Here is a 14151-nt window from a genome sequence, read left to right as displayed (position 1 = left end):
GGCGTCCTTTCGCGCAATGCTCCGCGGTTGCCCGGAGATTGCGGTTACATGCGCTAATTATTTGCCGTTGTTATCCGTTCCCCTCTGTGACAGCGCGGGCAGGTGCCCGGCGCCCCGGCGTGCGCAGCAGGAGACGGAAATGCCGATCGATCATGGGAAAGCGCTCTGCCCCGGACGAGGGCCACGACAGCGGCGCAAGGAGGTCGGCAGGTGAGCCCGGCCGTTTCCCTGCAATTGTTCTGCCTGCCTTATTCGGGGGCCAGCGCCACGCTGTTCCGCCGCTGGCAGCCCAGCCTGCCGGGCTGGATCCGCTTGTTGCCCCTGGAATTGCCGGGGCGCGGCCTCCGCTTCGGCGAGGCCCTGCATACCGATGCCGCCAGCCTGGTCGCGCAATTGGCCAGCGAGCTGCAAGGCACCCTCGACAGCGCTTCTCCCTACGCCTTCTTCGGCCACAGCCTGGGCGGGCTGCTGGCCTTCGAACTGGCCCATGCCATGCGCCGGCGCGGCCTCGAAGGGCCGCTGGCGCTATTCCTCTCCGGTGTATCCCCGCCCGCCGAAAACGATGTCAGCGGCTACCGGCGCGCCAAGGCCGACGCCGAACTGGTTGCCGCGTTGCGCGACTACCGGGGTACTCCGGAGGCCGTCCTCAACGACCCGTCGCTGATGCAGATGCTGTTGCCGGTGGTGCGAGCGGACTTTCTCGTCACCGGCAGCTACCGCTACCAGGCGCATGGGCCGCTGGACGCGGCGCTGCACCTGTTCGGCGGACGCGAGGACAGCCTGCGCAGCGCCGAGTTGCTCGGCTGGCTGCATGAGGCCGGGGGCGACTTCACCCTCGACCTGCTCGACGGGCAGCACTTTTTCATCCGCGAACAGCAGGGGCAGTTGCTGCGCCTGCTGCGTCGCTACGCCGGCCAGCATCTGCTGCGCTGGCACAAGGACAAGGTCCGGGGAAGCATGCGCGCCGCCAGTTGAGGGGCGGCCGCGACGACTGTTTCCGGAGACTCACTAGAACTCGATTGCAAGCCGAATTCAGGCAGGAAAACACATGATGGACGCCTTCGAACTTCCCACCACCCTGGTCCAGGCCCTGCGTCGCCGCGCCGTCCAGGAGCCCGAGCGCCTGGCGCTGCGCTTCCTCGCCGAGGACGATGGCGAAGGCGTGGTCCTCAGCTATCGCGATCTCGACCTGCGCGCGCGGAGCATCGCCGCGGCCCTGCAGGCCCATGCGCAGTTGGGCGATCGCGCGGTACTGCTGTTTCCCAGCGGCCCCGACTACGTCGCGGCGTTCTTCGGTTGCCTGTATGCCGGGGTCATCGCGGTGCCGGCCTATCCGCCGGAATCGGCGCGCCGCCATCACCAGGAACGCCTGTTGTCGATCATCGCCGACGCCGAGCCGCGCCTGGTCCTGACCACCGCTGACCTGCGCGAGCCATTGCTGCAGATGAACGCGCAACTGTCCGCCGCCAACGCCCCGCAACTGCTCTGCGTCGACCAGTTGGACCCGGCCGTTGCCGAGGCCTGGGACGAGCCGCAAGTGCGTCCCGAGCACATCGCCTTCCTCCAGTACACCTCCGGTTCAACCGCACTGCCCAAGGGCGTGCAGGTCAGCCATGGCAACCTGGTCGCCAACGAGGTGCTGATCCGCCGAGGCTTCGGCATCGGTGCCGACGACGTGATCGTCAGCTGGCTGCCGCTGTACCACGACATGGGCCTGATCGGCGGCCTGCTGCAACCGATCTTCAGCGGCGTACCCTGCGTGCTGATGTCGCCGCGCTACTTCCTCGAACGTCCGGTGCGCTGGCTGGAAGCCATCAGCCAGTACGGCGGCACCGTCAGCGGCGGTCCCGATTTCGCCTATCGGCTGTGCAGCGAGCGGGTCGCCGAGTCGGCCCTGCAGCGTCTCGACCTGAGCGGCTGGCGGGTGGCCTTCTCCGGTTCCGAGCCGATCCGCCAGGACAGCCTGGAACGCTTCGCCGAGAAATTCGCCGCCAGCCGCTTCGACGCGTCCAGTTTCTTCGCCTGCTACGGCCTCGCCGAGGCGACCCTGTTCGTCACCGGCGGCCAGCGCGGCCAGGGCATTCCCGCCCTGGCGGTGGATGGCGAGGCGCTGGCGCGCAACCGCATCGCCGAAGGCGCAGGCAGCGTGCTGATGTGCTGCGGCCGCAGCCAGCCGGAACACGCCGTGCTGATCGTAGACGCGGCGAGCGGCGAGGTCCTCGGCGACGACAACGTCGGCGAGATCTGGGCCGCCGGGCCGAGCATCGCCCACGGCTACTGGCGCAACCCGGAAGCCTCGGCGAAGACCTTCGTCGAGCGTGACGGGCGCACCTGGCTGCGCACCGGCGATCTTGGTTTCCTCCGCGACGGCGAACTGTTCGTCACCGGGCGCCTGAAGGACATGCTCATCGTCCGCGGCCACAACCTCTATCCGCAAGACATCGAGCGCACCGTCGAGAGCGAGGTGCCGTCGGCGCGCAAGGGCAGGGTCGCGGCCTTCGCGGTCACGGTCGATGGCGAGGAAGGCATCGGCATTGCCGCCGAGATCGGTCGCGGCGTCCAGAAGTCGGTGCCGGCCCAGGAGCTGATCGACTCGATCCGCCAGGCGGTGGCCGAGGCCTACCAGGAAGCGCCGAAGGTGGTGGCGCTGCTCAATCCCGGCGCCTTGCCGAAAACATCCAGCGGCAAGCTGCAACGTTCCGCCTGCCGCCTGCGCCTGGAAGACGGCAGCCTGGACAGCTATGCGCTGTTTCCCGGCCTCCAGGCCGTGCAGGAGGCGCAGCCGCCGGCAGGCGACGACGAACTGCTGGCACGCATCGGCGAGATCTGGAAGGCCCGGCTGGGCGTGGCGCAGGTAGCGCCGCGCGATCACTTCTTCCTGCTCGGTGGCAACTCCATCGGCGCCGCCCAGGTGGTCGCCCAGGTGCGCGACAGTCTCGGCGTTGCCCTCGACCTGCGCCAACTGTTCGAGGCGCCGACCCTGCACGCCTTCAGCGCCACGGTGGCCCGCCAACTGGCCGCCGGCCTGCCGGCCGAGGCACCGATGGCGCACCTGCCGCGCGGTGTCGACCTGCCGCAGTCGGCGGCGCAGCAGCGTCTCTGGCTGACCTGGCAGATCGATCCGCAGAGCGCCGCCTACAACATCCCCGGCGGCCTGCGCCTGCGCGGCGAGCTGGACGAAGCGGCGCTGCGCGCCAGCTTCCAGCGCCTGGTCGAACGCCACGAAGCGCTGCGCACGCGTTTCCTCGAGCGCGACGGCGCGGCCTTGCAGCGTATCGATGAGCGGGGCGAATTCGCCTGGCAGTTCGTCGACCTCGCCGCCCTGGCCGAGCACGAACGCGCCGCGGCTGCCGCGCAGCGCCGCGAAGCCGAGGCGCAGCAGCCGTTCGACCTGGAAAAGGGGCCGCTGCTGCGGATCAGCCTGGTGCGCCTGGACGAACAGGAGCACCAGCTCTGGGTCACCCTGCATCACATCGTCGCCGATGGTTGGTCGCTGAACCTGCTGCTCGACGAATTCTCGCGGCTCTACGCCGAAGCCTGCGGTGGCCAGCCGGCCGACCTGGCGCCGCTGGAACTGCACTACGCCGAATTCGCCGCCTGGCAACGGCAGTGGCTGGACGCGGGCGAGGGCGCCCGCCAACTGGCCTACTGGCGGGAACGCCTGGGCGACGCGGCGCCGGTGCTGGAACTGGCCACCGACCATCCGCGCACGGCGCGCCAGGCGTCGCCCGCCGCGCGCTACAGCCTGCGGGTCGACGAAGCCCTGGCGCGGGCTATCCGCGAGGCCGCGCTGGACCATGAGGCGAGTGTCTTCATGTGGCTGCTGGCGGCGTTCCAGGCGCTGCTGCATCGCCACAGCGGGCAAGGCGAGATCCGCATCGGCGTGCCCAGCGCCAACCGCCAGCGCCTGGAGACCCAGGGGCTGGTCGGCTTCTTCATCAACACCCTGGTCCTGCGCGGCACGCCCCGGGCGCGCCAGCCGTTCGCCGCGTTGCTCGGCGAGGCTCGCGAGGCGACCCTCGGCGCCCAGGCCAACCAGGACCTGCCGTTCGACCAGGTGCTCGCGGCCTGCGGCCAGGGCGGCCAGTTGTTCCAGGTGCTGTTCAACCACCAGCAGCGCGACCTGTCGGCGTTGCGCCGGCTGCCCGGCCTGCTCGCCGACGAGCTGCCCTGGCACAGCCGCGAAGCCAAGTTCGACCTGCAACTGCAGAGCGAGGAGGACGCTCGCGGTCGCCTGACCCTGAATTTCGACTACGCCGCGGACCTCTTCGACGAGGCCAGCATCCGGCGTTTCGCCGCGCAATACCTGGAGCTGCTGCGCCAGGTCGCGGAAGACCCGCAGCGCTGCCTCGGCGATATCGCCCTGGTCGACGCCGAGCAGGCGGCGCACCTCGCCGAATGGGGCAGCGCGCCCTGCGAGCCGGCGCGCGCCTTGCTGCCGGAGCTGCTGGAGCGGCAACTGGCGCAGTCCGCCGAACGCGTCGCCCTGGAGTGGGACGGCGGCAGCCTCGGCTACGCCGAACTGCACGCCCGGGCCAACCGCCTGGCCCACTACCTGCGCGACAAGGGCGTCGGCCCGGACGTGCGGGTAGCGATCTGCGCCGAGCGTTCGCCGCAACTGCTGGTCGGTCTGCTGGCGATCGTCAAGGCGGGCGGCGCCTACGTGCCGCTGGACCCGGACTACCCCAGCGAACGCCTGGCCTACATGCTCGCCGACAGCGGCGTCGAGCTGCTGCTGACCCAGGCCCATCTGTTCGAGCGCCTGCCTGGCGCGGAGGGCGTCACGCCGATCTGCCTGGACAGCCTCAAGCTCGACAACTGGCCGAGCCAGGCACCGGGCCTGCACCTGCACGGCGACAATCTCGCCTACGTCATCTACACCTCCGGCTCCACCGGCCAGCCGAAGGGCGTGGGCAACACCCACGCGGCGCTGGCCGAGCGCCTGCAATGGATGCAGGCGACCTACGCCCTCGACGGCGACGACGTGCTGATGCAGAAGGCGCCGGTGAGCTTCGACGTGTCGGTGTGGGAGTGCTTCTGGCCGCTGGTCACCGGTTGCCGGCTGGTCCTCGCCGCCCCCGGCGAGCACCGCGATCCGGCGCGCCTGGTGGAACTGGTGCGGCAGTTCGGGGTGACCACGCTGCACTTCGTGCCGCCGCTGCTGCAACTGTTCATCGACGAACCCGGTGTCGCCGCCTGCGGCAGCCTGCGCCGCCTGTTCTCCGGCGGCGAGGCGCTTCCGGCGGAGCTGCGCAACCGCGTGTTGCAACGCCTGCCGGCGGTGGCCCTGCATAACCGCTACGGGCCGACCGAGACCGCCATCAACGTCACCCATTGGCAGTGCCGCACGGAAGACGGCGAGCGTTCGCCGATCGGTCGGCCGCTGGGCAACGTGGTCTGCCGCGTGCTGGACGCCGAGTTCAACCTGCTGCCGGCCGGCGTCGCCGGCGAGCTGTGCATCGGCGGCCTGGGCCTGGCCCGTGGCTACCTGGGGCGCCCGGCGCTGAGCGCCGAGCGCTTCGTCGCCGATCCGTTCTCGGCCGACGGTGAGCGCCTGTACCGCACCGGCGACCGTGCGCGCTGGAACGCCGACGGCGTGCTGGAATACCTCGGCCGCCTCGACCAGCAGGTCAAGCTGCGTGGCTTCCGCATCGAGCCGGAGGAGATCCAGGCACGCCTGCTGGCGCAGCCGGGGGTGGCCCAGGCGGTGGTGGTGATCCGCGAAGGCGTGGCCGGCAGCCAGTTGGTCGGCTACTACACCGGCGCTGCCGGCGCCGAGGCGGAAGCCGAGCAGAACCAGCGCCTGCGCGCCGCGCTACAGGCCGAACTGCCGGAATACATGGTCCCGGCGCAGTTGATGCGCCTGGCGCAGATGCCCCTTGGCCCGAGCGGCAAGCTGGATACGCGGGCGCTGCCGGAGCCGGTCTGGCAGCAGCGCGAGCACGTCGAGCCGCAGACCGAGCTGCAACGGCGCATCGCAGCGATCTGGAGCGAAGTGCTCGGCCTGCCGCGGGTCGGCCTGCGCGACGATTTCTTCGAACTCGGCGGGCATTCCCTGCTGGCCACCCGCATCGTCTCGCGCACACGCCAGGCCTGCGACGTCGAACTGCCGTTGCGCGCGCTGTTCGAGGCCAGCGAACTGGAGGCCTTCTGCGAACAGGTCCGCGCAGCCCAGGCTGCTGGACGTACCGACAGCCACGGCGCGATCCGCCGCATCGACCGCGAGCAGCCGGTGCCGCTGTCCTACTCGCAGCAGCGCATGTGGTTCCTCTGGCAACTGGAGCCGGACAGCCCGGCCTACAACGTCGGCGGCCTGGCGCGCCTGAGCGGGCCGCTGGACGTGGCGCGCTTCGAGGCCGCGCTACAGGCCCTGGTGCAGCGCCACGAGACCCTGCGCACCACGTTCCCCAGCGTCGACGGCGTGCCGGTACAGCGCGTACATGGCGATGGCGGCCTGCACATGGACTGGCAGGACTTCTCCGCGCTCGACCGCGACAGCCGCCAGCAGCACCTGCAGACCCTCGCCGACAGCGAGGCGCACCGGCCCTTCGATCTTGAGAGCGGGCCATTGCTGCGGGTCTGCATGGTGAAGATGGCCGAGCGTGAGCACTACCTGGTGGTGACCCTGCACCACATCGTCACCGAAGGCTGGGCGATGGACATCTTCGCCCGCGAACTGGGCGCGCTCTACGAGGCCTTCCTCGACGACCGCGAATCGCCGCTGGAGCCGTTGCCGGTCCAGTACCTGGACTACAGCGTGTGGCAGCGCGAGTGGCTGGAGAGCGGCGAGCGCCAGCGCCAGCTCGACTACTGGAAGGCCCAGCTGGGCAACGAGCATCCGCTGCTCGAACTGCCGGGCGACCGGCCACGCCCGCCGGTGCAGAGCCACCAGGGCGACCTCTACCGCTTCGACCTGAGCCCCGAGCTGGCCGAGCGCGTGCGGCGCTTCAACGCCGCCCGCGGGCTGACCATGTTCATGACCATGACCGCCACCCTTGCGGCCTTGCTCTACCGCTACAGCGGCCAGCAGGACCTGCGTATCGGCGCGCCGGTGGCGAACCGCATCCGCCCGGAGAGCGAAGGGCTGATCGGCGCCTTCCTCAATACCCAGGTGCTGCGCTGCCGGCTCGACGGGCAGATGAGCGTCGGCGAGCTGCTGGAGCAGGTGCGGCAGACCGTGATCGATGGCCAGTCGCATCAGGACCTGCCGTTCGACCACCTGGTGGAAGCCCTGCAACCGCCGCGCAGCGCCGCCTACAACCCGTTGTTCCAGGTGATGTGCAACGTCCAGCGCTGGGAGTTCCAGCAGACCCGGCAGCTGGCCGGGATGACCGTCGAGTACATCGCCAACGATGCGCGGGCGACCAAGTTCGACCTCAACCTGGAGGTCACCGACCTCGACCAGCGCCTCGGCTGCTGCCTGACCTACAGCCGCGACCTGTTCGACGAACCGCGCATCGCGCGGATGGCCGGACACTGGCAGAACCTGCTGGAGGCGCTGCTGGGCGACCCGCAGCGGCGCATTGCCGAATTGCCGCTGTTCGCCGCCGAGGAGCGGAAGCAACTGCTGCTCGCCGGCACGGCCGGCGAGGCAGGGCTCCAGGACACCCTCCATGGCCTGTTCGCCGCCCGCGTGGCGGCCAGCCCCCAGGCCCCGGCGCTGACCTTCGCCGGACAGACCCTGAGCTATGCCGAACTCGACGCCCGCTCCAACCGTCTGGCGCGCGTCCTGCGCGGTCATGGCGTCGGCCCGGAAGTGCGAGTCGGCCTGGCCCTGGAGCGTTCGCTGGAGATGGTCGTCGGCCTGCTGGCGATCCTCAAGGCTGGCGGCGCCTACGTGCCGCTGGACCCGGAATATCCGCTGGAGCGCCTGCAATACATGATCGAGGACAGCGGCGTACGCCTGCTGCTCAGCCACGCGGCGCTGTTCGAGGCCCTCGGCGAGCTGCCGGCGGGCGTGGCGCGCTGGTGCCTCGAGGAGGACGGCCCGGCGCTGGACGCCGAGGACCCCGCGCCGCTGGCAGCGCTGAGCGGGCCGCAGCACCAGGCCTACCTGATCTATACCTCCGGCTCCACCGGCAAGCCGAAGGGCGTGGCGGTCTCCCACGGCGAGATCGCCATGCACTGCGCCGCGGTGATCGAGCGCTTCGGCATGCGCGCCGAGGATTGCGAACTGCACTTCTATTCGATCAACTTCGACGCCGCCAGCGAGCGCCTGCTGGCCCCGTTGCTGTGCGGCGCCCGCGTGGTGCTGCGGGCCCAGGGCCAGTGGGGCGCGGAGGAAATCTGCGAGCTGATCCGCGCGGAGGGCGTGAGCATCCTCGGCTTCACCCCGAGCTACGGCAGCCAGCTCGCCCAGTGGCTGGAGAGCCAGGGCCGGCAGTTGCCGGTGCGCATGTGCATCACCGGCGGCGAAGCGCTGACCGGCGAGCACCTGCAACGGATTCGCCAGGCCTTCGCCCCGGCGTCGTTCTTCAATGCCTACGGACCGACCGAAACGGTGGTCATGCCGCTGGCCTGCCTGGCTCCCGAACGACTGGAGGAGGGTGCCGCCAGCGTGCCGATCGGCAGCGTGGTCGGCGCGCGGGTCGCCTACATCCTGGATGCCGACCTGGCCCTGGTGCCGCAGGGCGCGACCGGCGAACTCTACGTCGGCGGCGCCGGCCTGGCGCGCGGCTACCATGAGCGTCCGGCGCTCAGCGCCGAGCGCTTCGTGCCCGATCCCTTCGCTGCCGAGGGCGGCCGCCTGTACCGCACCGGCGACCTGGTGCGCCTGTGCGACAACGGCCTGGTGGAATATGTCGGCCGCATCGACCACCAGGTGAAGATCCGTGGCTTCCGCATCGAACTGGGCGAGATCGAGGCGCGCCTGCTGGAGCATCCGCAGGTTCGCGAAGCGCTGGTCCTGGCGCTCGACAGCCCGAGTGGCAAGCAGTTGGCCGGTTATGTCGCCAGCGCGGTGGCCGAGCAGGACGAGGACGCCCAGGCGGCGCTGCGCGAGGCGCTGAAAACGCATCTCAAGCAGCAATTGCCGGACTACATGGTGCCGGCCCACCTGCTGTTGCTCGCCAGCCTGCCGCTGACCGCCAACGGCAAGCTCGACCGCCGCGCGCTGCCGGCGCCCGACCCGGCGCTCAACCGGCAGGCCTACGAGGCCCCGCGCAGCGTGCTGGAGCAGCAACTGGCCGGGGTCTGGCGCGAGGTGCTGAACGTCGAGCGGGTAGGTCTCGGCGACAACTTCTTCGAACTGGGCGGCGATTCGATCCTGTCGATCCAGGTGGTCAGCCGCGCCCGCCAGCTCGGCATCCACTTCAGCCCCCGCGACCTGTTCCAGCACCAGACCGTGCAGAGCCTCGCCGCGGTGGCCCGGCACAGCCAGGCCAGCCAGGCCGAGCAGGGGCCGGTGCAGGGCGACAGCGCGCTGACGCCGATCCAGCACTGGTTCTTCGACCTGCCGCTGGCGCGCCGCGAACACTGGAACCAGTCGCTGCTGTTGCAGCCGCGGCAGGCCATTGACCTCGGTCTGCTGCGCAAGTCCCTGCAACGCCTGGTCGAACAGCATGATGCCCTGCGCCTGGCGTTCCACCAGGTCGACGGCGAGTGGCTGGCGCAGCATCGTCCGCTGCGCGAACAGGAACTGCTCTGGCACGTTCCGGTGCAATCCTTCGACGAATGCGCCGAGCTGTTCGCCAAGGCCCAGCGCAGCCTCGACCTCGAACAGGGTCCGCTGCTGCGCGCGGTGCTGGTGGACGGCCCGGCCGGCGAGCAACGCCTGCTGCTGGCGATCCACCACCTGGCGGTGGACGGGGTGTCCTGGCGGGTGCTGCTGGAGGATCTGCAACAGGTCTACCGTCAGCTCACCGAGGGCGCCGAACCGGCGCTGCCGGCCAAGACCAGCGCCTTCCGCGACTGGGCCGGACGCCTGCAGGCCTACGCCGGCAGCGAATCGCTGCGCGAGGAGCTGGGCTGGTGGCAAGCCCGGCTGGGTGGGCAGCCGGTCGAGTGGCCGTGCGACCGCCCGCAGGGCGACAACCGCGAGGCGCTGGCGGAAAGTGTCAGCCTGCGGCTCGACCCGCAACGTACCCGGCAATTGCTGCAACAGGCGCCGGCGGCCTACCGCACCCAGGTCAACGACCTGCTGCTGACCGCCCTCGCTCGCGTGCTCTGCCGCTGGAGCGGGCAGCCGTCGACGCTGGTGCAGTTGGAAGGGCATGGCCGCGAGGCGCTGTTCGACGATATCGACCTGACCCGCAGTGTCGGCTGGTTCACCAGCGCCTACCCGTTGCGCCTGACCCCGGCGCAGAGCCCGGGCGAGTCGATCAAGGCGATCAAGGAACAGCTCCGCGCGGTGCCGCACAAGGGCCTCGGCTACGGCGTGCTGCGCTACCTCGCCGATCCGGCGGTGCGCCAGGCGATGGCCGCGCTGCCGACGGCGCCGATCACCTTCAACTACCTCGGACAGTTCGACCAGAGCTTCGCCGACGCCCTGTTCCAGCCGCTGGACCAGCCCACCGGGCCGATCCACGACGAGCAGGCGCCGTTGCCCAACGAGCTGAGCGTCGATGGCCAGGTCTACGGCGGCGAGCTGGTGCTGCGCTGGACCTACAGCCGCGAGCGCTACGACGCGCAGACGGTGAACGAGCTGGCGCAGGCCTATCTCGCCGAACTGCAGGCGCTGATCGAGCATTGCCTGGAAGACGGCGCCGGCGGCCTGACCCCGTCCGACTTCCCGCTGGCGCAACTGAGCCAGGCGCAACTGGACGCCCTGGCGGTGCCGGCCGGCGAGATCGAGGACGTCTATCCGCTGACCCCGATGCAGGAAGGGTTGCTGTTGCACACCCTGTTGGAACCGGGCACCGGCATCTACTACATGCAGGACCGCTACCGGATCGACAGCCCGCTCGATCCCGAGCGCTTCGCCGCCGCCTGGCAGGCGGTGGTGGCCCGCCACGAGGCGCTGCGCGCGTCGTTCGTCTGGAATGCCGGCGAAACGATGCTGCAGGTGATCCATAAGCCCGGTCGCACCCGCATCGAGTTCCTCGACTGGAGCGAACTGCCGGAGGACGGCCACGAGGAACGCCTGCAAGCGCTGCACAAGCGCGAGCGCGAGGCCGGCTTCGACCTGCTCGAACAGCCGCCGTTCCACCTGCGCCTGATCCGCCTGGGCGAGGCGCGCTACTGGTTCATGATGAGCAACCACCACATCCTCATCGATGCCTGGTGCCGTGGCCTGCTGATGAACGACTTCTTCGAGATCTACAGTGCTCTCGGCGAAAGCCGCCCGGCGAACCTGCCGACGCCGCCGCGCTACCGTGACTACATCGCCTGGCTGCAACGCCAGGACCTGGAGCAATCGCGACGCTGGTGGAGCGAGAGCCTGCGCGGCTTCGAGCGGCCGACCCTGGTACCCAGCGACCGACCGTTCCTCCGCGAGCACGCCGGCGAGAGCGGCGGGATGATCGTCGGCGACCGCTACACGCGTCTGGACGCCGCCGACGGCGCGCGCCTGCGCGAACTGGCGCAGCGCTACCAGCTCACCGTCAACACCTTCGCCCAGGCCGCCTGGGCGCTGACCCTGCGCCGCTTCAGCGGCGAGCGCGACGTGCTCTTCGGCGTCACCGTGGCCGGGCGTCCGGTGGGCATGCCGGAAATGCAGCGCACCGTCGGCCTGTTCATCAACAGCATCCCATTGCGCGTGCAGATGCCGGCCGCCGGCCAGCGCTGCACGGTGCGCGAGTGGCTGAACCGGCTGTTCGAGCGCAACCTGGAGTTGCGCGAGCACGAGCACCTGCCCCTGGTGGCCATCCAGGAAAGCAGCGAGCTGCCCAAGGGCCAGCCGCTGTTCGACAGCCTGTTCGTGTTCGAGAACGCCCCGGTGGAAGTCTCGGTGCTGGACCGCGCGCAGAGCCTGAACGCCAGTTCCGACTCCGGGCGTACCCACACCAACTTCCCGTTGACCGTGGTCTGCTATCCGGGCGATGACCTCGGCCTGCACCTGTCCTACGACCAGCGCTACTTCGAGGCGCCGACCGTCGAGCGCCTGCTCGGCGAGTTCAAGCGCCTGCTGCTGGCCCTGGCCGACGGTTTCCATGGCGAACTGGAGGCCTTGCCGCTACTCGGCGAGGACGAGCGCGACTTCCTCCTCGACGGCTGCAACCGCAGCGCCCGCGACTACCCGCTGGAGCAAGGCTACGTGCGGCTGTTCGAGGCGCAGGTGGCGGCCCATCCGCAGCGCATCGCCGCCAGTTGCCTGGAGCAGCGCTGGAGCTACGCCGAGCTGAACCGCCGGGCCAACCGTCTCGGCCACGCCCTGCGCGCCGCCGGCGTCGGCATCGACCAGCCGGTGGCACTGCTGGCCGAGCGCGGCCTCGACCTGCTCGGCATGATCGTCGGCAGCTTCAAGGCCGGTGCCGGCTACCTGCCGCTCGACCCCGGCCATCCGACCCAGCGCCTGACCCGGATCGTCGAGCTGAGCCGCACGCCGGTACTGGTCTGCACCCAGGCCTGCCGCGAGCAGGCGCTGGCGCTGTTCGACGAACTCGGCTGCGTCGACCGGCCGCGCCTGCTGGTGTGGGACGAGATCCAGCAGGGCGAGGGCGCCGAGCATGATCCGCAGGTCTACAGCGGGCCGCAGAACCTCGCCTACGTGATCTACACCTCCGGCTCCACCGGACTGCCGAAGGGCGTGATGGTGGAGCAGGCGGGCATGCTCAACAACCAGTTGAGCAAGGTCCCGTACCTGGAACTGGACGAGAACGACGTGATCGCCCAGACCGCCTCGCAGAGCTTCGACATCTCGGTCTGGCAATTCCTCGCCGCGCCGTTGTTCGGCGCCCGCGTGGCGATCGTGCCGAACGCCATCGCCCACGATCCGCAGGGCCTGCTGGCGCACGTCGGCGAACAGGGCATCACGGTGCTGGAAAGCGTGCCGTCGCTGATCCAGGGCATGCTCGCCGAAGAGCGCCAGGCCCTCGACGGCCTGCGCTGGATGTTGCCCACTGGCGAGGCGATGCCGCCGGAACTGGCGCGCCAGTGGCTCAAGCGCTACCCAAGGATCGGCCTGGTGAATGCCTACGGGCCGGCGGAGTGTTCCGACGACGTGGCGTTCTTCCGCGTCGACCTGGCCTCCACCGAGAGCACCTACCTGCCGATCGGCAGTCCCACCGACAACAACCGCCTGTACCTGCTCGGTGCCGGCGCCGACGACGCCTTCGAACTGGTGCCGCTGGGCGCGGTGGGCGAGCTGTGCGTGGCCGGCACCGGCGTCGGTCGTGGCTACGTCGGCGATCCGCTGCGCACCGCCCAGGCCTTCGTCCCGCATCCGTTCGGCGCGCCGGGCGAGCGTCTGTACCGTACCGGCGACCTGGCGCGGCGGCGCGCCGACGGAGTGCTGGAATATGTCGGGCGGATCGACCACCAGGTGAAGATCCGCGGCTTCCGCATCGAGCTGGGCGAGATCGAGGCGCGCCTGCACGAACGCGCCGACGTCCGCGAGGCGGCGGTGGCGGTCCAGGAAGGGGCGAACGGCAAGTACCTGGTGGGCTACCTGGTTCCCGGCGAGACACAGCGTTCCAGCGCCGACTCGCCGGCCGGACTGATGGTGGAGCAGGGCGCCTGGTTCGAGCGGATCAAGCAGCAACTGCGCGCCGACCTGCCGGACTACATGGTGCCGCTGCACTGGCTGGTGCTGGACCGGATGCCGCTCAACGCCAACGGCAAGCTCGACCGCAAGGCGCTGCCGGCGTTGGACATCGGCCAGATGCAGAACCAGGCCTACCAGGCCCCGCGCAACGAACTGGAGGAAACCCTGGCACGGATCTGGGCCGAGGTGCTGAAGGTCGAGCGGGTCGGGGTGTTCGACAACTTCTTCGAACTCGGGGGGCATTCGCTGCTGGCCACCCAGATCGCCTCGCGGGTGCAGAAGGCCCTGCAACGCAACGTGCCGCTACGGGCGATGTTCGAATGCACCACGGTGGAAGAGCTGGCCAGCTACATCGAGTCCCTGGCCCCGAGCGAGATCAGCGAGCAGAAGGCCGAGCGCCTGAACGACCTGATGTCGAAGCTGGAAATGCTCTGATCGGATCCGGCCGCCGAGCCCTTCGCGGGGGGCGATGAAAATGGCCGGAAGGGAATGTTCCATACTCCCTTCCG

2 protein-coding genes are annotated in these 14151 nt (G+C 70.0%); both read left to right on the top strand.

Translation table 11 applies throughout. From position 1 onward, the window contains the following. Positions 1-210: 210 nt before the first annotated feature. A complete protein-coding gene (gene pvdG / locus FOC67_RS12660; protein ID WP_003139216.1) occupies positions 211-975 on the top strand; it encodes a pyoverdine biosynthesis thioesterase PvdG in 765 nt (254 codons plus the stop codon). A gap of 73 nt (positions 976-1048) precedes the next feature. Beyond that, complete coding sequence (pvdL, locus tag FOC67_RS12655; RefSeq protein WP_009316183.1) at positions 1049-14077, top strand: pyoverdine non-ribosomal peptide synthetase/polyketide synthase PvdL; 13029 nt, start codon at positions 1049-1051, stop codon at positions 14075-14077. The last annotated feature ends 74 nt before the right edge of the window (positions 14078-14151 follow it).

It is taken from the genome of Pseudomonas sp. FDAARGOS_761 (assembly GCF_013343155.1).
Lineage (GTDB): Bacteria > Pseudomonadota > Gammaproteobacteria > Pseudomonadales > Pseudomonadaceae > Pseudomonas > Pseudomonas aeruginosa.
This window is presented reverse-complemented; position numbering and strand designations above follow the sequence as displayed.

What these genes read in the sequence shown, in the direction of transcription:
- pvdL (WP_009316183.1), top strand. Translation starts at nt 1,049, where the DNA reads ATGATGGACGCCTTCGAACTTCCCACCACCCTGGTCCAGGCCCTGCGT.